Origin of the sequence: Pseudidiomarina homiensis (assembly GCF_003987225.1) — a bacterium.
GTDB lineage: Bacteria > Pseudomonadota > Gammaproteobacteria > Enterobacterales > Alteromonadaceae > Pseudidiomarina > Pseudidiomarina homiensis.
Genome location: NZ_PIPX01000003.1, coordinates 110,574 through 130,764, shown reverse-complemented (window position 1 = coordinate 130,764; position 20,191 = coordinate 110,574). Strand labels below are relative to the sequence as shown.

The 20,191-nt window shown below is 51.0% G+C and carries 17 protein-coding genes; 12 read left to right on the top strand and 5 right to left on the bottom strand.

Going from position 1 to position 20,191, the window contains the following annotated elements:
* Position 1: 1 nt before the first annotated feature.
* Complete coding sequence (locus CWI70_RS11500; RefSeq protein WP_241967898.1) at positions 2–1,675, bottom strand: long-chain fatty acid--CoA ligase; 1,674 nt, start codon at positions 1,673–1,675, stop codon at positions 2–4.
* A gap of 31 nt (positions 1,676–1,706) precedes the next feature.
* The gene (locus CWI70_RS11495; protein WP_126773886.1) at positions 1,707–3,002 is read right to left on the bottom strand and encodes a GntP family permease; all 1,296 of its coding nucleotides are present in this window, start codon (positions 3,000–3,002) and stop codon (positions 1,707–1,709) included.
* Between the two features lie 189 nt (positions 3,003–3,191).
* Here CWI70_RS11495 and CWI70_RS11490 point away from each other — a divergent pair, with 189 nt between their 5' ends.
* Both CWI70_RS11490 and CWI70_RS11485 read left to right on the top strand, forming a co-directional pair.
* Entirely contained in the window at positions 3,192–5,453 is a 2,262-nt protein-coding gene (locus CWI70_RS11490; protein ID WP_126773884.1) for a TonB-dependent receptor, read from the top strand.
* Positions 5,454–5,566: 113 nt separating this feature from the next.
* Positions 5,567–6,238 (top strand): response regulator, encoded by a 672-nt coding sequence (locus tag CWI70_RS11485; RefSeq protein ID WP_126773883.1) that lies wholly within the window; start codon positions 5,567–5,569, stop codon positions 6,236–6,238.
* Here CWI70_RS11485 and CWI70_RS11480 read toward each other — a convergent pair.
* Both CWI70_RS11480 and CWI70_RS11475 read right to left on the bottom strand, forming a co-directional pair.
* Positions 6,235–9,615 carry a hybrid sensor histidine kinase/response regulator gene (locus CWI70_RS11480; protein ID WP_126773881.1) on the bottom strand — a complete coding sequence of 1,127 codons (3,381 nt, stop codon included), beginning with the start codon at positions 9,613–9,615 and terminating at the stop codon, positions 6,235–6,237. The genes CWI70_RS11485 and CWI70_RS11480 overlap by 4 nt on opposite strands.
* Positions 9,616–9,617: 2 nt before the next feature.
* Positions 9,618–10,235, bottom strand: coding sequence for a trimeric intracellular cation channel family protein (locus CWI70_RS11475; RefSeq protein WP_126773879.1), 618 nt, complete (start codon positions 10,233–10,235; stop codon positions 9,618–9,620).
* 215 nt (positions 10,236–10,450) lie between these two features.
* Here CWI70_RS11475 and yajC point away from each other — a divergent pair, with 215 nt between their 5' ends.
* Genes yajC through CWI70_RS11425 form a run of 10 tightly spaced genes read left to right on the top strand, consistent with a single transcriptional unit; the run spans position 10,451 to position 18,341 of the window.
* Positions 10,451–10,786: a preprotein translocase subunit YajC gene (gene yajC / locus CWI70_RS11470; RefSeq protein ID WP_126773877.1), complete on the top strand. Its 336-nt coding sequence runs from the start codon at positions 10,451–10,453 to the stop codon at positions 10,784–10,786.
* A gap of 18 nt (positions 10,787–10,804) precedes the next feature.
* Positions 10,805–12,652 carry a protein translocase subunit SecD gene (gene secD / locus CWI70_RS11465; protein WP_126773875.1) on the top strand — a complete coding sequence of 616 codons (1,848 nt, stop codon included), beginning with the start codon at positions 10,805–10,807 and terminating at the stop codon, positions 12,650–12,652.
* An 8-nt stretch (positions 12,653–12,660) separates the two neighbouring features.
* Positions 12,661–13,608, top strand: a complete 948-nt coding sequence (secF, locus tag CWI70_RS11460; RefSeq protein WP_126773873.1) for a protein translocase subunit SecF — start codon at positions 12,661–12,663, stop codon at positions 13,606–13,608.
* 27 nt (positions 13,609–13,635) lie between these two features.
* Positions 13,636–14,418: a peroxide stress protein YaaA gene (gene yaaA, locus CWI70_RS11455; protein ID WP_373567126.1), complete on the top strand. Its 783-nt coding sequence runs from the start codon at positions 13,636–13,638 to the stop codon at positions 14,416–14,418.
* A gap of 31 nt (positions 14,419–14,449) precedes the next feature.
* Positions 14,450–15,310: a DUF3014 domain-containing protein gene (locus tag CWI70_RS11450; protein ID WP_126773871.1), complete on the top strand. Its 861-nt coding sequence runs from the start codon at positions 14,450–14,452 to the stop codon at positions 15,308–15,310.
* Between the two features lie 9 nt (positions 15,311–15,319).
* The gene (locus CWI70_RS11445) at positions 15,320–15,916 is read left to right on the top strand and encodes a lysophospholipid acyltransferase family protein (protein WP_241967897.1); all 597 of its coding nucleotides are present in this window, start codon (positions 15,320–15,322) and stop codon (positions 15,914–15,916) included.
* A 47-nt stretch (positions 15,917–15,963) separates the two neighbouring features.
* Positions 15,964–16,428: a 6,7-dimethyl-8-ribityllumazine synthase gene (ribH, locus tag CWI70_RS11440; RefSeq protein WP_126773869.1), complete on the top strand. Its 465-nt coding sequence runs from the start codon at positions 15,964–15,966 to the stop codon at positions 16,426–16,428.
* A gap of 11 nt (positions 16,429–16,439) precedes the next feature.
* On the top strand, positions 16,440–16,859 hold the full coding sequence (gene nusB, locus CWI70_RS11435; protein WP_126773867.1) for a transcription antitermination factor NusB: 420 nt from the start codon (positions 16,440–16,442) through the stop codon (positions 16,857–16,859).
* An 11-nt stretch (positions 16,860–16,870) separates the two neighbouring features.
* Positions 16,871–17,851, top strand: a complete 981-nt coding sequence (gene thiL / locus CWI70_RS11430) for a thiamine-phosphate kinase (RefSeq protein WP_126773865.1) — start codon at positions 16,871–16,873, stop codon at positions 17,849–17,851.
* Complete coding sequence (locus CWI70_RS11425; protein WP_126773864.1) at positions 17,835–18,341, top strand: phosphatidylglycerophosphatase A family protein; 507 nt, start codon at positions 17,835–17,837, stop codon at positions 18,339–18,341. The genes thiL and CWI70_RS11425 overlap by 17 nt, the downstream gene beginning before the upstream one ends.
* On the opposite strand, the gene dxs is transcribed toward CWI70_RS11425, so the two are convergent.
* Positions 18,303–20,189: a 1-deoxy-D-xylulose-5-phosphate synthase gene (gene dxs, locus CWI70_RS11420; protein WP_126773862.1), complete on the bottom strand. Its 1,887-nt coding sequence runs from the start codon at positions 20,187–20,189 to the stop codon at positions 18,303–18,305. The genes CWI70_RS11425 and dxs overlap by 39 nt on opposite strands.
* Positions 20,190–20,191 lie beyond the last annotated feature (2 nt).

Genomic DNA, 20,191 nt, shown 5'->3' with positions numbered 1-20,191 from the left:
CCTAGTTAGCGTCCTGAGATTCGATAAGGTAGTTTTGGTAATGCTTACGCAGTTCGTTTTTCACGAGCTTGCCGGTACCAGTGTGGGGTAACTCAGTAACGATGAGTATGTCGTCAGGCATCCACCATTTTGCGATTTTACCCTGCAAGAATTCGTACAGTGTGGCTTTATCCAATTGGTGGCCTTTGTTCGGCACCACCAGTAAAAGTGGTCGCTCATCCCATTTTGGATGTTTAACACCAATCACACAGCTTTCGTTAACGGCCGGGTGTTGGCTGCAAATATTTTCGATATCGAGCGAGCTTATCCATTCACCGCCGCTCTTGATCACATCTTTTTTGCGATCGACCACTTTCATGTAGCCTTGCGCATCAATCACCGCAATATCGCCAGTGGCAAGCCAGCCCTCGGCAAAAGTGTCTGGGTCATCACGTTGAAAGTAGCTACTGGCTATCCATGGTCCGCGCACCCGCAATTCGCCGCTGGTCTCACCGTCGTGTGGCTGCGGTTCGCCGTCAGCGTTGACGATCTGCATGTCAACGCCGAAGCATGCACGTCCAGCGGTGGTTTGGATGCGGTAGCGTTGCTCGGTTGGTAACGCCATGAGACTGGGTTCCGGCGGCGCTGAGCAGGCCAACGGGCCGGTTTCCGTCATTCCCCAAATGGGTTGCCAGTAGACGTCATACTGTTGGTCAAAGGTTTTCACTAGACCAAGTGGCGAGGCTGCCCCCCCTACACAAACCCGCTCCAGCGAAGGCACGTTTAGGGATTTTTCACTTAAGTGATTATGCAAGGTCAACCAGATCGTCGGCACCCCGAGCCCAACGTTGACGTGTTCCTTGGTGATCAATTCATGCATGTCGGCGCCACTCATACCACTACCGGGTAACACTAGCTTAGCGCCTGCTAACGGCGCCGCATAAGGTGCGCCCCAAGCTCCAGCGTGATACATCGCTACCATCGGCATGAGCACGGTGTTGGCGCGTAAGTCTAATAACTCAGCACTGGCGGTGGCTTGGGCATGTAACACCATCGCTCGATGTGAGCTGAGCACACCTTTCGGATGGCCGGTGGTACCAGAGGTATAGCAAAGTAGCGCGGCGGTATCTTCATGCAGCGCAGGCCATGTATAGGTTGTGGGTTGGTCAGCGATGAATGGTTCGTAGGCGTACAGTGGCGTAGCAACCTCAGCAAGTGCTGGTTGTTGCTTGCTCTCGGCCAACACAACCACACCCTTTAAGTTCGGCAATTGGGCGACAACAGCATTCGCGAGTTCCGCAAAGCACGCGTCAACAAATAACCATTGCGCATCAGCATCCTGCATAATCCATGCAATTTGCTCGGCCAAGAGACGCGGGTTAACCGTGTGCAGAACCGCCCCGATGCCACTCACCGCATAATAAAGCTCAAGGTGGCGGTAGGTATTCCATGCCAAGGTGGCGACGCGTTCACCGGGCTTGATTTGCAACTCGTCGAGGGCATGTGCAAGTTGGCAGGTGCGCGCATAGCAATCTTGATAAGTGTAGCGATGAATATCACCTTCAATACGCCGACTAACAACTTCTTGCTGCGGGTGGCGACGCACACCATGACGCAGCAGATCAATGATCAATAGCTGGCTCGGCTGCATTGCTGCAGCCATCACCGGTGCGGATTCTTGGGTTGTTTCAAACATGAATAACGACCTTCGCTTAAAACAGTTGAACTTAGAAGAAGTTGAACAACGCAATTGCGATGCTCAAGCCAATAAATGGCACTACCACTGTCACCGCAGCCACCGGCCAGTAGGCCGCCTGATGCGTTTCATTACAGATAGCGCGAATGGTCGTGACCACGTAGCCATTGTGTGGCAAGGAATCTAATGCGCCCGATGAAATGGCCACGATACGGTGGAGCTGGTCGGGATTGACGCCTTGGTCCATATAGTGCGGACCGATTTCCGGTAAGGCTATTGCTTGGCCGCCCGAGGCTGACCCGGTGAGGCCGGCGATCACGCTGACAGCAACCGCGGCGCCAACCAATTCGTTGCCAGGCAAGCTGGTCATGAAGGTAACGGCGTCGGCGAAGGCCGGAGTCACTTTGGCAATACTGCCAAAACCAACCACAGCCGATGTATTACCAATCGCAATGAGCGCACCGGTTGAAGCTTCGCCGACCGCTCGTGACATATTCTGAAAATAGCGAAAGTTGATGATCGCAATGGCTAAAACGCCGCCGCTCAAGGCGATAATCAGGGCATTTTGTTTCAAGTCTTCATGGAAGAGGAAGCTTAAGGTCAGCACTACAATTAAAGGAACTAAACCACTAATGGGCGAGGGCAATTCCCGTTCAACCAGCTCAGGATCGCTGGCGCGTTGTTGAAAGCTTTCACCTCGCGACACCGCGGCTTTGATCATTTTTGAGAGCCACCAATAACCGATGACGAACATAATGACGGCGACCACTAATGATACTTCCCAGGCAGCATAGGGAGAGGTGCCGAGGTATTGAATCGGGATCCAGTTCTGAATTTCTGGTGAACCGGCAGAGGTCATGGTGAAGGTGACTGAGCCGAATGCCAGCGCCGCCGGAATGAAGCGCCGCGGTAAATCAGCATCTTTAAAGAGTGCTAATGCCATGGGGTAGACCGAGAAGGCTACGACAAAAACACTCACACCGCCGTAGGTCAAAATGGCGCAGGCCAAGACCACTGCGAGTACTGCTTGTTTTTTGCCGAGCTTGCCGATGATCCAGTGGGCCACGCTGTCGGCGGCACCGGTATCTTCCATGAATTTACCAAAGAGTGAACCCAGTAAGAACATGAAAAACCAAGCGGCGACGAAACTAGCAAAGCCATCCATGTAGGCACTGACGAAGTTAATGTCACCTTGAAATAAGGGAACGCCACTGGTGAGCGCTACAATGACGGCGCATAATGGCGCGCTGATAAAAAGGTTCATGCCGCGCAGCGTAAGTACAATAAGAAGCACTAGGCCGCCGACTAATCCAATCATGCTTAACATGCATTACCTCGTTGTTATTATTTTTGACAGCAACATCATGCGTGAGACGCTGTTTAATTTACATAGTACTAACGTACAGAATACAAACTTGATTCTTTGCGCTAGGGTAAGCCTGCCATAAAAAAAATGTGCTCCGAAAGCACTTAACGATAACAGTACAACAATAACAGTTACCGGGAGAATGACACCATGAGTCAACCCAAGTTTCGACATTCCTTACTGGCCTTAGCAGTAGCGTCAGTGGTCAGTATGCCAGCGTACGCTCAACAGGATGAGCAAAGCGAAGAAAACGAAGCGAAAGCCTTAGAGCGTATTGAAGTTACCGCCCGCCGCAAAACTGAAAGCTTGCAAGATGTGCCAGTCTCGGTGTCATCGTTTAGTGCTGGCGATTTGGAAGAAGTAGGTGTTGAAGACATTACTGAGCTGCAGCAGCGGATTCCCAATGCGACGATTCAAGTAAGTCGCGGCACCAACTCAACATTAACCGCGTATATTCGCGGCGTCGGACAACAAGATCCGCTGTGGGGTTTTGAACCAGGTGTTGGTGTTTACATTGATGATGTTTACATCGCGCGGCCACAAGGCGCAGTTCTTGAAGTTTTTGACCTCGAGCGCATCGAAGTACTACGCGGACCGCAGGGCACGCTGTACGGTAAGAATACCATCGGTGGTGCACTGAAGTATGTCACCAAAGAACTCACTGGTTATGACGAGCTATCGGTGCAAGGTACCGTTGGCAGCTACAACCAACGTGACCTTAAAATCTCTGGTCAGACGGCCCTAGGCGACAACTTTTATGTAGGGGCGGCGATTGCCTCGCTACAACGTGATGGCTTTGGCGAATACGTTAATACCGGTGATGACAACTACAACAAAGACTTATTGACCTATCGTGTCTCAGCCAAATGGCTTATCAATAACGCTATGGACCTGAAGTTTGCGTATGACAAAACGGAAGATGAGTCGAACGCGAAAGGCGCCTACCGTTTGCAAACCAGCGCCATTACAGGGCAAGAGCCGTATGCCGACGTGTATAACTCCAACACCGCAATGCCGGTTGATAACATCGTCGAGACTGAAGGCTGGTCGTTGACGTTCAACTGGGATGTCGATGCGAACTGGGGCTTTAAATCGGTGACCGCCAGCCGTGAAGGCTACACCAATACCAATATCGACTTTAACTCGACCGGTGAACCGATCTTCATGGTACCGGCGATTTATGAAGATGAGCAGTTCACCCAAGAGTTCCAACTAAGTTACAGCAACAATCGTGACTTTGACTTTGTTGGTGGCGTCTATTTTTATGATGGCGAAGCTTGTGGTGTGTTCGGTACGGTGCTGCCAATGTATCTGGCTGCCCTGGGCGGCGTTACCGTGGATAACGGTGGCTGTGTAGATACCGATAGCTTGGCATTCTATGGTCAAGGTACCTACCAAATGAATGACGACTGGAGCCTAACGCTCGGTGGTCGTTACACCAAAGACGAAAAAGAAGCTGATGTCTTCCGTTACACTTATTTAGGTGTGCACTATATCAATGATGGCACTGTCGGTACTGCCTATGACCCAGCGCAAGTTCGCGCCGCGTACGGCGATCCATTTGCAGTGAACTCTGAGTTTAATAGTGGCGGTGACTGGAGTCGTTTCTCGCCGCATGTTGCAGTGAACTTCCAAGCGACTGATGACGTGATGTTGTATGCGAGCTACAGCAACGGCTTTAAGTCGGGTGGTGTGGATATGCGCGCGGATAAGTCGCTCAACCCCACCATTGATGAGCCTTACGATCCAGAAATCGTCGACACTTTCGAGTTTGGTATGAAGTCTGAATTACTGGACGGCCGCATGCGTCTGAACAGTGCGGTGTTCTTCTCGGACTACACTGACATGCAGGTGACCGTGCAACGTGTTGTGGAAGCAGGTATCTCTTCACAAGTCTTGAATGCCGGTGAATCGACGGTAAAAGGTTTTGAAGTTGAGACCGTCTTTGCCGCAACCGACAGCCTGAACTTTACGGCGATGTTGGGTTACATCGATGCTGAATTCGATGCCGTTGTCTACACCGAGCCAGCGACCGGAGAGACCACCGATGTAACGGATGCATGGTCATTCCAAAACACCCCTGAACTCACCTACAACCTCGGTTTCAATCAAACCTTTGAGTTGGAAAGTGGACAGATCGTATGGTCGGGTAACTATGCGTTCCGTGATGACGTGCAAATGTTTGAAGCCGCCTCGCCGCTTGACCAAGACAGCTATGGTCTCTTGAATACAAGTATCGTTTGGTATTCAAACAGTGGTCAGTGGAATGTTGGGCTACATGGTAAAAACCTAACCGACGAAGAGTATCGTGTTGGTGGTTATAACTTCGGCCCAACCTTCGGTGATGACGCTGTCGTTGGCTTCTATGGCGACCCGCGTACCATCTCCCTGTCAGTGGGGTACAAGTTCTAAGCCCCCTGTTACAAGTGGTTACTTACTATCGGTGAGTTGATGGTAGGTAACCACTGACTTTTCTCTCTGGACACGCTAGCATGGTCATCAGTCTTAACCAATCCGAAACATCTATGGCTCGTGCAGTTATTGCTGATGATCATCCTTTATTTCGTGCAGCGCTAAAGCAAGCGCTGGTGGAAACCCTTTCCACTGATATCGCTGAAGCAGCAAGTTTTCCGCAGTTACTCGATGTTTTGCAGCAACAACCGCAACTTGAGCTGGTGCTGCTCGACTTATCGATGCCTGGCAACAAAGGTTTGTCGGCGATAACTTCGCTACGGAGCCGCTACCCAGACATCCTTGTTGTGGTGGTGTCGGCCAATGAGCAGTTGTCGGTCATTCGGCAGGCGATGGCCTTTGGCGCCAGTGCCTACATTCCGAAATCCATGCCGCTCGCTGAGCTGCAGGCAGCGATTCATCACGTGCTCGCTGGCGACACTTGGTTACCTGCGCATTTGCGCGACGCAGTCGCCAATAATGAAGCAACGCCTGAAGTGGATTTTGCGCAACGCCTAGAACTCCTGACGCCACAGCAATACCGGGTGCTCGAATGTTTAGCCGACGGCTTATTAAACAAGCAAATCGCCTATGAGCTGAACGTCCAAGAAACCACTATCAAACAGCATGTTTCGGCTATTCTGCGCAAGTTGGAAGTGACCAATCGCACGCAAGCTGGAATTGTGTTTAAGCAAATGTTGAGTGTTCCCGATCGTCATTCTCTGGTTGCTGACAACCAAGATTAATTCTGCAAATAACGCTTCAAAAGTCTACGCAGCGCCGCTGGCTTTAAGGGTTTTGGCATAAAGCCAGCCTGCGCGGCAATCGCCTGTTCGCGCAGCACCTCATCTGGATCAGCGGAAATGACAATCGCATCAAGCTCCGCAAGTTGCGGTTGCTGGCGCAATTGATGAAGCACCTCAATGCCAGTCACGTTATTGTCCAAATGGTAATCGACGATTAATAAGTCAGGTTGTGCTTGGCCAGCATCACGTTGCAAGTTATCGGCGTTAACCGCACTGGTAACCTCAGCCCCCCAGCTTTCCAATAGCTGTTGCACAGCGGCTAGCATGCGCGTGTCATTATCGATAAGCCAGAAAGACCTGCCTTGCAAAAAGCTTGCCTCGCTGATGGGGTGGGGGGTAGCTGTGGGAACGCTGGTGCTACGCCAACGCTCGACGGGCAGCAACATCGAAAAGTCAGTACCTTGGCCGACCTTAGAGTTCACCTGCAGAGGAATCTCTAGTAGTTGCCCGAGGCGTTCGACAATGGCGAGTCCTAAGCCGATGCCTGGATTATCGCCTTGCGGCGAAACTTGATGAAACTCACGGAAGATCGCCTTCAGTTGATCCGGCGGAATGCCTTGACCACTATCGATAACATGCATACGGACCGCCTTGTCACTACGTCGACAGCCCACCAAAACTTTGCCTTTATGGGTGTAGCGAACTGCATTGGAAAGCAAGTTCTGTAACATCCGACTGAGTAGCTTGCGGTCGGTGTAAACTTCGGCGTTACAAGGAACATAGTGAATTTGCAGGCCTTTTTCGGCAGCGATAACACGCTGTGCCTCTACCACTGGCGCAATGACCTCATGCAAGTTTACGCGCTGTTTATTGACCGGTAAGTTGCCCGCTTCAAGTCGCGTCATATCCAGCAACATCGTCAGCAGCTCCTCGGCATTCTGTAACGACTGTTGGATTTGTCGGGCCAGGACGCCGTGCTCGCCATCAAGTCGTTGGCGCAACATGTCACAGAATAGCGTTGCGGCATTAAAGGGCTGCATTAAGTCATGACTAACCGCGGCGAAGAAGCGCGTTTTACTCTCGTGCGCCCTCTCCTCAGCTTGTTTGGCTAACAATAACTGTTGGGTACGATCGGCGACGCGTTGTTCGAGTTCGCGGTTGATGTCTTCGAGCTGTTCTTGCGCAGCTACCAGCTCGGTAATATCGGTGTAAGTCGTCACAAAGCCACCGCCTGGCATCGGCGCGCCTTGTAATTCGATATGGCGTTCGCCTTGCTGTCGTTGATACCGATAAGCGCTGCCCGAGCGCAGGTAATTCAAGCGTTTGTCGACTTCACGCTCAAGATCAGCGGCGTGGCCACGTCCGAGTAAGCCGCGTTCTGCGTTGTAGCGCAGGAGCTCGGCGACCGGCATACCGGCATTGAGAAAGCCTTTCGGATAGCTGAAGATTTCCTCGTAACGTTGATTCCAAGCGACCAAACGCAAATCTTGGTCGACCACACTAATACCTTGCGGGATATTTTCTACCGAGGCTTGTAATAATTCGCGATTGAATTTGTACAGTTGCGAGGCTTGTGTGGCCCAGTTGACGACCTGCGAAATAGGCATCGCAGGTTGCTGCGTGACGGCTTCCAACAAAATTCGACTGGCGGCACTACCAATGACCGCTGCGAGCTCGCGCTCAACACGGGCCAATATCGGTGTGGGTACCCAGTCTTCGGAGTCGGCACTGGTAAGATCAAGTTGCGCACGCTGCTGCAGGCGCTCAATTTCTACGGAATCAAAAAAACGCGCCAGAACTTGTCGCAACCGCCCCCAGTTGATGGGCTGATGTTGATAAAGCTCTTGGTGATGCAAGGTAGGGTTAGTCCAGTCGCGGCGCTGACTTGGCGGGGTACGTAAACTGGTTAACCATGAAACAGCAAGATACAAGCCTAAGTTACAGCCCAGACTCAGTAGCACCCCGTTTGCGAGTTCTACATCGAGTAAATCGCGGGAACTGGCCAACGAGGGCCAAAAGAGTAACCAGCCCCACAATGCGGTACCGGCCAGCAAGCCACTGACCACGCCATAATAACTGCCGCGTCGCCAGACCAGGCCGCCGAGCAGCGCTGGTGCCAGTTGCGCAAGGAGTGCCAAAGACAGTAAGCCGGCGTTAACCAGCGGCAAATTCGCTTCGGTGAGTTTGTGAAAACCGAACGCTAAGACGATGATGGTGGCTATGGTCGACCGCCGGATCGTCAAGATACGATTCGGTGTGAAGGTCAATTTGCGTAGTTTTCGCTGTGTAAGTTTAAGCCACAGCGGCATAATGACATCGTTCGACATCATGATGCTGAGTGCGAGTGTGGCGATAATCACCATGCTGGTCGCCGATGCCAAGCCACCGATAAAGGCGACCGCAGTAATTGTTGGCTCGTCGGCCAGCAGCAACAGTTGTAGCATGAAGGTGTCTTGCTGGGCGGCTTGCGGCACCAGTAACAGACCGGCAAGTGAAATCGGCAAAATAAATAAGTTAATGGCAAATAGGTAAAGCGGAAAAGCCCAACGGGCGGTACGCAACTCTTCTGGGTCGGTGTTTTCGATGTAACTTACGTGAAATTGTCTAGGCAAGCAGAACATCGAGATCGCACCCAGCAGCACATGCGTCACATAGATGAAAGCGCCATTGGATTTGCCCTGCATCACTGTAGCTATTTCTGGTTGTTGTGCGGCTTGGGTAAATAAGTCGCCGACGCCATCAAACATGGTGTAGCTGACAAACAAGCCGACCAGTAGAAAGGCGCCGAGCTTGATAACCGATTCAAAAGCAACCGCATCCATAAGTCCAGAATGCTGTTCAGCGAGGCTTAGGCGGCGGGTACCAAACAAGATGGCAAAGCCCATCATCGCTAAGGCGACGAGTGCGGCAACGTCACCAAACCAAGGTAATGGTTGGTCGACTAACCCAGTAACGGTGGCGAAGCTACCGGTGACGGCGCGTAGCTGCAATGCGATGTAGGGGACGATGCCAATCAACGCCAGTAGGGCCACCACGATCGCAAGACTCGATGACTTGCCGTAGCGGTGGCTAATCACATCAGCAATCGAGGTAAGGTTCTTTTGCTTACAAACATGTAGCAAGCGCATTTGCACGCGATGGGCGAACAAAAAGACCGCGATTGCGCCTAAATACGTCGGTGCCATCGACCAGCCGTAATAGGCAGACTGCGTGATGGTTCCGTAAAACGCCCAAGTGGTGCAGTGGATGCCTTGGGCGAGGGCATAGCGATAGGGTTTGATTTCATTCGGTGTTTTGCGTTCACCACGATAGGCGATACTGTAGAGCAACGCGATATACAGTATGGCAAGTATGACGGTGAGCGACGTGGGTAACATGGTTAACGCGACTCACCATGCTCTTGAAATACCGGCAAGTGCCACTGCCAGCGTATTGCGCCAAGGCGCAGCAGTAATGTGACAACACCACCGACTAACAGGGCCAGTAGCGGACTGTAATCAGCAATAAGCACGTAAACACTGGCGCCAATCAAACAGGTTGTGGCGTAGAGTTCGCCTTTTAATACCATTGGAATGTCGCGCGCAAGCACGTCCCGTAACATGCCGCCAAAGCAAGCTGTCATGGTGCCCATGACCACACAGATAATCGCAGGAAACTCAGCCATGTGCGCTTTTTGTGCGCCCATCACCGTAAAGAAGGCCAAGCCGAAAGCATCTGCCGTCAGCAAGGTTTTTTGGTGGATATAATCGCGAAAACGCAGCCAGACGATGGTGCCAAGAGCAGCAACAATAATCGTGTAAAGATAGGTGGGGTCGTAGGCCCAGAAGACAGGCAAATCCAGAATCAAGTCGCGCAGAGTGCCGCCGCCAATAGCGGTGACTGAGGCGAGGACAATCACGCCAAAGCCGTCCATATTTTTGCGGAAGGCCAGCAGCGTGCCGGAAATAGCGAACACCGCAACGCCTAAATGATCAAACCAATAAAAAAAGAGTTCCATGGCGATAATCGACTGTTTTGCTCGATAAAAAACTCAGTTTGGCATGGATTGTGACGGATGCCTAGCAGTCACATGCGAAGATGACTCCCCTTCGCGCGATAAATTCGTTAGAATGCGGGACAATTTTTACAAAAAATTGCGATGTAGGGTTGTTTGTGTAACGAATAGCCCCATCTCAAAGTGATTCAATCTAACTCGATACGAATGAGGAAATTATGGACTTTTTAATCGGTACCGCATACGCACAAGATGGCGCAGCCCAGCAAGGTGGTGGTATGGAGCTTATCTTCATGCTGGTGATGTTCGGTTTAATCTTTTACTTCATGATCTATCGTCCGCAAGCGAAACGCGTAAAACAACATAAAGAACTTATCGCGAGCGTGAGCAAGGGCGACGAAGTATTGATGAACGGTGGCTTGGTTGGTCGCATCACTAAGATCACTGAAGACAAAGACTTTATGGTTATCGCGCTGGCTGAAGGCGTTGAAGTAACCGTGCAAAAATCGGCGGTAACAGCGGTTCTGCCAAAAGGAACCATGAAATCTCTGTAATAGAGATAAGGATGTAACGTGTTAAACAAGTTTCCGCTCTGGAAAAACCTGATGGTCATTGCCATTTTGGCGGTGGCCGCGCTGTATGCTTTGCCAAACTTGTACGGTGAAGACTTTGCGGTGCAGGTATCAGCAACCCGTACGACCACGGTGGATACGCAAGTCTTAGGCAAGGTTGAGGACACATTAGAAGAACTTAACATTGCACCTAAGTCGGTGGTCATGGAAGAAGGTCAGATTCTCGTTCGTCTGAATTCTGATAGTGAACAGTTGCGTGCTCGTGAGGCTATCTTAAAGTCGTTGGGTAGTGATTACGTGGTGGCGTTGAATTTAGCGCCGGCAACTCCTGCATGGCTTGAAGCTCTTGGTGCGACTCCGATGAAGCTCGGTCTAGATTTGCGTGGTGGTGTGCACTTCTTGATGGAAGTCGACATGAACGAAGCCATGCGCAAAATCCTCGGGCAGATGCGTGACACTATTCGTGCTGATTTGCGTGAAGAGCGGATTCGTTACACAAGTGTCGAGCGCAATGGTGATGACTTAACCGTACGCTTGCGTACCCCTGACGATTTTAGCGCTGCCGCGGCCTATCTTGATGGCGCCTACGAAGGCTACATCGTCTTGGAAGACGAAGGTGCACAAGAAATCACCTTGCGCATGACCGAAGCGCAAGTCGCCGAGACACAAGACTATGCGATTTCGCAGAACGTCACCATTTTGCGTAATCGGGTAAATGAGTTAGGTGTTGCAGAGCCTTTGGTTCAGCGTCAAGGCGCTGACCGCATCGTGGTGCAACTGCCGGGTGTGCAAGATACTGCACGCGCGAAAGAAATTCTTGGTGCTACGGCAACGCTTGAGTTTCGTTTAGTGGATACGGAAAACAGTGTCCGCGACGCTGAAATGGGTCGTGTACCTTTCGGTTCTGAGTTGTTCCCAAATCGTAATGGCGGCAATGTGTTGTTGGAAGAGGATGTCATCCTCACCGGTGATCACATCGTTAAAGCAAACTCAGCGTTTGATGAAAACCAACGTCCGTCAGTCAACATCACGCTTGATGGTGCCGGCGGTGACAAAATGTCGTTGGCAACACGCGATAATGTTGGCAACCCGATGGCGACCCTGTTTATTGAGTTTAAGGCGACAGGTGAGCGTGATGGCGAAGGCAACATTATTTTCGAGCGCAAAGAAGAAGTCATCAACGTTGCGACGATTCAGTCGCGGTTAGGCAGTGTCTTTAGTATTACCGGTATCAGCTCGGTACAAGAAGCACAGAACCTCGCGCTACTATTGCGCGCAGGTGCCTTGATTGCACCGATTCAAATCGTTGAAGAACGTACGGTTGGTCCAAGCCTTGGTCAAGAAAACATTGATATGGGTACCCAAGCCATCATTTGGGGCTTTGTATTGGTCTTGATCTTTATGGTGATCTACTACAAAAAATTTGGTCTTGTCGCCAATCTCGCTTTGGCCTCGAACCTGGTATTGATTATTGGCGTTATGTCGATGATCCCAGGCGCGACGCTGACCTTGCCGGGTATGGCGGGTATCGTCTTGACGGTGGGTATGGCGGTTGACGCCAACGTGCTTATCTTTGAGCGAATACGTGAAGAAATCAAAGCCAAGCGGAGTCCGCAGCAAGCGATTCATCACGGTTATGATAGTGCGCTATCAACCATCGCCGATGCCAACGTGACGACACTCATTGCCGCAATTATTTTGTTCGCTATCGGTACGGGACCCATCAAAGGTTTCGCCGTGACCCTAATGATCGGTATCTTAACCTCAATGTTTACGGCTATCGTGGGTACACGGGCTGTTATCAATGCCATCTGGGGTGGCAAACGCATTGATAAGTTGTCGGTTTAGGAGGCCACATGCACGAATTAATTAAAACTAATAAAACCATTCCATTCATGCGCTTTCGTTTTGGCGCATGGATCTTTAGTGGCCTGCTCTTAGCTGCGTCGATTGTCTCACTGGCAGTTAACCAACTTAATTGGGGTCTCGACTTTACTGGCGGTACTGTCATTGAAGTCGGCTACGCGCAACAGGCCAACTTGAGTGAGATTCGCTCAACGCTGGATGCGAATGGCTTCGAAGGCGCTGTGGTACAAAACTTTGGCACCCAACAAGACGTATTGATTCGTCTTGAGCCGCAAGAGGGGGTAAAAGCCCAAGAGGTTGGTGAAAACGTTTTGAGCGTATTGCGCGAGGCTTCAACTGAAGAAGTGGCAATGCGTCGTATCGAGTTTGTTGGCCCTAATGTAGGCGACCAACTGACCGAGCAAGGCGGCTTAGCGATGCTAACAGCGCTTATCTGTATTTTGGCTTATATCGCGTTTCGTTTTGAATGGCGCTTGGCCTTAGGTGCAGTAGGAGCGTTGGCACATGATGTCATCATCACGTTGGGATTGTTTTCCGTTTTAGGACTCGAATTCGACTTGACGGTATTGGCTGCGTTGCTTGCGGTGATTGGTTACTCGATTAACGATACCGTGGTGGTATGCGATCGAATTCGCGAAAACTTTCGTAAATTCCGTAAAGGCGAATCAGAAGAGATTATTGATGGTGCACTGACCGATACCATGAGTCGTACAGTGATCACGTCATTGACGACAGTGTTAGTACTTTTGGCACTGTTCTTCCTTGGCGGTGCACTTATCCATGGTTTCGCTACAGCGTTGCTCTTTGGTGTGTTTATCGGTACTTATTCATCGATTTACATTGCCAGCTCGCTGGCACTTGCCTTAGGCGTAAGTCGTGAAGACCTCATGCCACCTGAAGTAGAAAAAGAAGGCGAAGATCTCGAGCCGATGCCTTAATCGGTAAGCAGGACAAAAGGAGAACGGATGATGCTTGTTGTGTTGTCACCCGCAAAAAATTTGGATTACGAAAGCCCGTTGCCGACTGAAGAGTACAGTCAGCCGCGGCTGCTTGAGTATGCCCAAGAGTTGGTTGACCGTTGTCAGTCGCTAAGCCCGCAAGATCTCTCGTCGCTAATGAAAATCAGCGACAAACTTGCTGGCTTAAATGCTGCACGTTTTGCGGAATGGCATCAGCCGTTTTCTCCGGATAATGCACGCCCAGCCGTCTTTGCTTTTGATGGTGACGTGTATACTGGCTTACAAGCTGAAAAAATGTCTGCTGAAACAATTGCCTTTGCTCAGGAACATTTACGCATTTTGTCGGGTCTATATGGAGTATTACGCCCGCTCGATTTGATGCAGGCATACCGTTTAGAGATGGGAACCAAGCTCGAGACTGCTCGTGGTAAAAACCTTTATGAGTTTTGGGGCAACGTTATTACCGATATGCTGAACGAAGATCTGAAAGCGATCGACAGCTCTATTTTGGTGAATCTGGCTTCGAATGAATATTTTTCGAGCGTCGAGCCGAAGAATTTAACCGCCGAAGTAATTACTCCGGTATTTAAAGATGAAAAAAATGGCCAGTATAAAGTCATAAGTTTCTGGGCTAAAAAGGCGCGTGGCGCTATGGCACGCTACATTATGAAAGAGCAGATCACTGATGTTGCGGGTTTAAAGCAATTCAATGCTAATGGCTACCGCTTCAATGCTGAGCAATCGAGTGACAACGAGCTGGTCTTTCAGCGCGCCGAACGCGATCAGTAGACGCTGGTAAAATTATCTTGAGGAGATGACAATGAGTGATACAGACTTTAATGACCAAACAACGAATGGCGGAAAAGGTAAACTTATCATAGCCTTATTGGTCGTTATTGCGCTTGCTATCGCCATTATTTGGTATCTCTCGCAAGATTCACAGCAACCACCAGAACCAATGGAGCAGCCTGTTGCGGTGACTGAACCAGAGCCAGAGCCGGAACCTGAACTGGTCGCAGAGCCGGCGGAAACAGTGGAATTGGGCGAACCCGAAGAAGAGCCTGAAACGGTCGAACCAGAGCCAGAAAAACCGGCGCGCGAACTGCCTCCTTTACAACAAAGCACCAGCGAAATTGTCGAGCGCTTGCAAGCACAAGAGCAGGCCGTTGAGCCTTTACAAAGCGAGCAATTAATCCGCGATGCAGTGGTGTTCGTTGATAATCTTCGCAACGGCATTGTGGTCAAAGAGGCCGCTGTTGTCGAAGGACCAAAAGCACAATTCCGCGTGTTGGAACAAGATGGCAAGATCTACATCGATCCGCGCTCGTATGACCGCTACAACACCTTAGTTGATTGGTTTGTTAGTCTCGACACTGACGTTCTTGTGGGAATGCTTGAAGATTACCGGCCATTAGCGCAAGAAGCACTGGCGGAAATTGGTTATCCAGATACCGCTCCTGAAGTGGCTATCAATGAAGCCATTACGATGTTGATGGCGACACCGTCGGTGGGTACCGTCATTGAATTAACCGATGAATCGGTAATGTATCGCTTTGCGGACCCTGCTTTAGAAGCCTTACCCGATGCGCAGAAACAAATGTTGCGGCTGGGTCCTGACAATATGCGTCGTGTGAAGCTAAAACTAGAAAGCTTGCGCAGCGCATTAGAGTCAAGTCAATAAACCACGACGATGACACAGATTCCTGAGCACTTGCGTGCCCCGTTACCAACGCGTGGTAATCGGTTCAGTCGTTGGGTAGGTCGTGTTGGTATGCGCTTACTTGGCGGTTGGCGCATTGAAGGCGAGTTACCGAATACCCGCCAAGCTATCATTCCGGTCGCTCCCCATACCTCAAATTGGGATTTTTTTGTCGGTGTTTTTGTGATGCTGGCATTAGGTTTAAAACTGTCTTTTCTTGGTAAGCACACCATTTTCCGCTTCCCGGTGAATGGCCTTCTGCGCTGGCTTGGCGGGATTCCAGTTGATCGGCGCGCTGCACAAGGTGTTGTGGGGCAAATGGTGACTGAGTTTAGTCAACGTCACGAGCTGATTCTCGCATTGGCGCCCGAAGGCACGCGCAAGAAAGTAACTGAATGGAAGAAGGGCTTTATTCACATCGCTAAAGCTGCGCAAGTTCCCGTTGTGCCAGTTGCTATGGACTTTTCAAGGCGCGTTATCGATATCCGTCCGCCAATGCTGATCACGGGTGACATTGATGCTGAGCTAGCGCGCGTGAAGCAAGCGATTGCTCATGCAGAGGGTAAAAATCCTCAACATGCCTGCTAGCAAAATTTGTGCTATTATCGCGCCGATTTCTTTAAAAGGATGCAATCATGAACGTTATTGAAGCTGGCATCGCAGCACCGGGTAAAAAATTTGCTCTGGTGGTTTCGCGGTTCAATCATTTTGTTGTCGATAGTCTTCTCGATGGTGCGGTGCAAACGCTCAAGCACTACGGGCAGGTAAGCGACGATGCGATTACTGTGGTGAAAGTGCCTGGCGCATATGAGTTGCCTTTGGCGGCGAAAAAGCTAGCTGCCAGCGGTAACTATGATGCAGTTATTGCAATTGGTGCTGTGATTCGTGGTGGTACACCCCACTTTGATTTTGTTGCGGGCGAATGTAATAGCGGTTTGAGTCGTGTCATGCACGAGTTCAACATCCCAGTTGCGAACGGCGTTATAACTACCGACACCATTGAGCAAGCCATTGAGCGTAGCGGCACAAAAGCCGGTAATAAAGGTGCAGAAGCAGCTTTAAGTGCGCTCGAAATGGTCAATGTGCTAGAACAGCTTTAAGAGGATAGACAATGAAACCTGCTGCACGCCGTAAGGCGCGTAAATTAGCGGTTCAAGCCATTTATTCATGGCAGTTGAGTGAGAACAGTATGAGCGACATCGAAGCTCAATTTCTCACCGACAATGACACCAGTAAAATCGATGTTGATTACTTTTTGGCACTCGTACGAGGCGTTGCTGGCCAAGTCAAAACACTTGACGAAGCTTTGTCACCTTTTCTTGATCGTCCGTTAACGGAGCTTGATCAAGTTGAGCGTGCGGTACTTCGGTTAGCGGCGTTTGAGTTACGTGAACGTTTAGACGTGCCTTACAAAGTGGCAATTAACGAAGCTATTGAGTTAGCCAAGTCTTTCGGCGCTGATGAAAGTCACCGTTTTGTTAATGGTGTACTCGATAAAGCCATTGACAGTTTGCGCCCGACCCGCAAGTAAGCTTCGCCATTATGGCATTTGGTGAATTTGATCTCATAGCCACTTATTTCACCCAGCGTTGGCCTACTCGCGCTGATGTTGAGCTGGGTGTCGGCGATGACGGCGCCTTGCTTAACGTGCCTGAAAATAACCAACTCGTTGTGGTGACCGACACCATGGTTTCAGGCGTGCATTTTGACCAGCAAACTCCAGCCCGTGCCATTGGCCATAAAATCGCCGCCGTCAATTTAAGTGACTTAGCAGCCATGGGGGCTGAGCCCGCTTGGCTGTCACTGGCCCTGACATTACCGGACATCGATCATGAATGGCTAACCAGCTTTAGTCATGGTTTGCGCGAGATTTGCGATTACTACGGGTGCCAATTGGTAGGTGGCGATACCACCCGCGGACCCTTGAGTATGACGCTTACCGCACATGGCTTCGTGCCCAATGGTTTGGCGCTACGCCGTGATACAGCGAAGCCAGGGGACTGGATCTATGTAAGTGGTACGCTTGGTGATGCAGGCTTAGCATTGGCCTGTCAGCAACAGCGTTGTGCGGTTTCGGATAGTCATTATCGGCGCGTCTTAGAGCGTTTGTACTTTCCTTCGCCCCGAGTTGCCCTCGGACAAAACCTCCGCGAAGTCGCCTCGAGTGCGATCGATATTTCCGATGGTTTGCGTGCCGATCTTGGCCATGTACTGAAAGCGTCAAACGTCGGAGCCCGCATTGATGTTGATGAAATTCCTCTAAGTTTAGCGCTCACAGAATCCGTAGCAGCGGATACAGCGATTCATTTCGCCTTGAGTAGTGGTGACGATTACGAATTGTGCTTCACGGTTCCTGAGAGTCGGCGCGGCGTATTTGACACCTTAATGGCGCGTCACCCAGCCAAGCCCACGTGTATTGGACGGATTACCAGTGAACCTGGCAAGTTACGGCTGGAACGTGACGGCGAGCCATGGGAAACCGAAGATTCAATGCAAGCTGGTGGTTATGAACACTTCCGCTAAAGTCATGCCGAAGGTCACGGCGAAGACCTTGTTGCATCCCGTCCATTTTTTATCGCTTGGTTTTGGCAGTGGGCTGGCACCGAAAGCGCCTGGCACCTTTGGTACCTTGGCTGCTGTGCCGTTGGTGCTGCTGTTGCAAGGCTTACCGAGCTGGTTGTACGTTCTTGTTGCCCTCGCTGCGGGGCTTGTAGGTATTGTTCTATGTCAACGTACGGCCCAGCATTTGGGAGTGCATGACCACCCCGCGATCGTATGGGACGAAATTGCCGGATATCTGTTGGCGTTGAGTTTTTTGCCTGCGACGTGGTTTAACTTACTCGCTGCGTTTGTGTTGTTTCGCTGGTTGGATATTCGTAAACCCGGGCCGATCGGTTGGTGTGATAAGCATCTTCACGGCGGGATGGGGATTATGCTGGACGACTTGCTGGCTGGTGTGGCCAGCGCAGCCATCCTACATCTTGGTCATGCGGTCGCGAATACGATGCTCTAAGCCTTTAGCGTCAAGCCCAAGCTCACTGCGAACTTCATCCTGACCACCGTGTTTTATAAAGCTGTCAGGCAAGCCCAGTTGTAGCAGCGGCGTGGCAAGTCCTTGCTGATGCAGATATTCACCCACCGCACTGCCTGCGCCACCCGCAACGACATTATCTTCCACCGTTACCAGTAAGTCGTGCGCTGCGGCCAGTTCATTGATCAGTGCTTCATCGAGCGGCTTAACGAAACGCATGTCGACGACCGTGGCATCGAGTTGCTCGGCACATGGCAGTACGTCATGTAGTGCGGTACCGAAACTCAGAATGGCTACTTTGCCAGCGCCTTGCTCGCGTATTACCCGACCTTTACCAATGGCGAGTTGCTGTAAATCGTCGTCCATGTCACAGCCAATACCATTACCACGAGGGTAGCGAACAGCTGCGGGTTGTTGCAGCAGGTGGCCGGTGTAGAGCATATTGCGGCATTCGTTTTCATCGCTCGGCGCCATGATAACGAGATTTGGAATGCAGCGCAGGTAGCTTAAGTCGAACGCGCCCTGATGGGTGGGGCCGTCGGCACCAACGATGCCGGCGCGATCGATGGCAAACAATACAGGTAAATTCTGTAAAGCAACATCGTGGATCAACTGATCATAACCACGCTGCAAGAATGTCGAATAGATGGCGACAACAGGGTGGTAACCGCCTATCGCAAGGCCAGCACCAAAGGTCACCGCATGCTGTTCGGCAATAGCAACATCAAAGTACTGCTGCGGAAACTCTTGCGAGAACCGCACCATTCCAGAACCTTCGCGCATGGCTGGGGTGACCGCCATGAGCTTCGGGTCACGCGCTGCCATGTCACACAACCAATCACCAAACACCTGTGAATACGATGGGTAGGTGGCTTTTTTACTTGGCAGTGAGGTGGTTGCAGGGTCAAACTTAGGCACCCCATGGTAACCGATAGGATCTTTCTCGGCAGGCTCGTAGCCCTTACCTTTGCGCGTTACGATATGGAGGAATTGTGGACCTTTGAGGTTGCGCATATTGCGCAAGGTGGACACCAATAAGTTAACGTCATGGCCGTCAATCGGGCCAATATAGTTAAAGCCTAACTCTTCAAAAATGGTACCTGGGGCAACCATACCTTTCATGTGTTCTTCGGCGCGGCTGGCCAAGTGCTGAATACCAGGCATGCCTTGTAGCAGCTTTTTACTGCTTTCGCGTACCGAGTTATAGAAGCGACCTGATAAGACACGCGCTAAATGGTTATTCAGCGCACCGACATTCTCGGAAATCGACATGTCATTGTCGTTCAAAATGACCAGCATGTTCGGTTTGATGTCACCGGCATGGTTTAGCGCCTCAAACGCCATACCTGCGGTCATTGCCCCATCACCAATAATGGCGACGACCTTTTGTTCGGTTCGCTCTCGCTCAGCGGCAATCGCCATGCCAAGCGCCGCGCTAATCGAGGTACTTGAGTGCCCCACGCTTAGTGTGTCGTATTCGCTTTCTGGCCGCCAAGGAAACGGATGCAGGCCATCTTTTTGTCGAATGCTATGCAGTTGTTGTTTACGGCCGGTCAAAATTTTATGTGGATACGCTTGGTGACCAACATCCCAGACCAACTGGTCATACGGCGTGGCATAGACATAGTGCAACGCCACTGTCAGCTCTACCGTGCCGAGCCCCGAAGCTAAGTGGCCACTACTTTGACTCACCGAGTTCAATAAAAACTCGCGCACTTCGGCGCACAGCTGCGGCAGCTGGCGTTCGTTTAACGTACGTAAATCTGCTGGTGTATCAATGGTATCAAGCAGCGGATACGAACCGTGTGCGGTGTGCGAGGTAGATGACATGC

What these genes read in the sequence shown, in the direction of transcription:
- CWI70_RS11475 (WP_126773879.1), bottom strand. Translation starts at nt 10,235, where the DNA reads ATGGAACTCTTTTTTTATTGGTTTGATCATTTAGGCGTTGCGGTGTTC.
- ribH (WP_126773869.1), top strand. Translation starts at nt 15,964, where the DNA reads ATGAACGTTATTGAAGCTGGCATCGCAGCACCGGGTAAAAAATTTGCT.
- CWI70_RS11445 (WP_241967897.1), top strand. Translation starts at nt 15,320, where the DNA reads ATGACACAGATTCCTGAGCACTTGCGTGCCCCGTTACCAACGCGTGGT.
- thiL (WP_126773865.1), top strand. Translation starts at nt 16,871, where the DNA reads ATGGCATTTGGTGAATTTGATCTCATAGCCACTTATTTCACCCAGCGT.
- CWI70_RS11495 (WP_126773886.1), bottom strand. Translation starts at nt 3,002, where the DNA reads ATGTTAAGCATGATTGGATTAGTCGGCGGCCTAGTGCTTCTTATTGTA.
- nusB (WP_126773867.1), top strand. Translation starts at nt 16,440, where the DNA reads ATGAAACCTGCTGCACGCCGTAAGGCGCGTAAATTAGCGGTTCAAGCC.
- yaaA (WP_373567126.1), top strand. Translation starts at nt 13,636, where the DNA reads ATGATGCTTGTTGTGTTGTCACCCGCAAAAAATTTGGATTACGAAAGC.
- yajC (WP_126773877.1), top strand. Translation starts at nt 10,451, where the DNA reads ATGGACTTTTTAATCGGTACCGCATACGCACAAGATGGCGCAGCCCAG.
- CWI70_RS11500 (WP_241967898.1), bottom strand. Translation starts at nt 1,675, where the DNA reads ATGTTTGAAACAACCCAAGAATCCGCACCGGTGATGGCTGCAGCAATG.
- CWI70_RS11485 (WP_126773883.1), top strand. Translation starts at nt 5,567, where the DNA reads ATGGCTCGTGCAGTTATTGCTGATGATCATCCTTTATTTCGTGCAGCG.
- CWI70_RS11425 (WP_126773864.1), top strand. Translation starts at nt 17,835, where the DNA reads ATGAACACTTCCGCTAAAGTCATGCCGAAGGTCACGGCGAAGACCTTG.
- secF (WP_126773873.1), top strand. Translation starts at nt 12,661, where the DNA reads ATGCACGAATTAATTAAAACTAATAAAACCATTCCATTCATGCGCTTT.
- CWI70_RS11490 (WP_126773884.1), top strand. Translation starts at nt 3,192, where the DNA reads ATGAGTCAACCCAAGTTTCGACATTCCTTACTGGCCTTAGCAGTAGCG.
- dxs (WP_126773862.1), bottom strand. Translation starts at nt 20,189, where the DNA reads ATGTCATCTACCTCGCACACCGCACACGGTTCGTATCCGCTGCTTGAT.
- CWI70_RS11480 (WP_126773881.1), bottom strand. Translation starts at nt 9,615, where the DNA reads ATGTTACCCACGTCGCTCACCGTCATACTTGCCATACTGTATATCGCG.
- CWI70_RS11450 (WP_126773871.1), top strand. Translation starts at nt 14,450, where the DNA reads ATGAGTGATACAGACTTTAATGACCAAACAACGAATGGCGGAAAAGGT.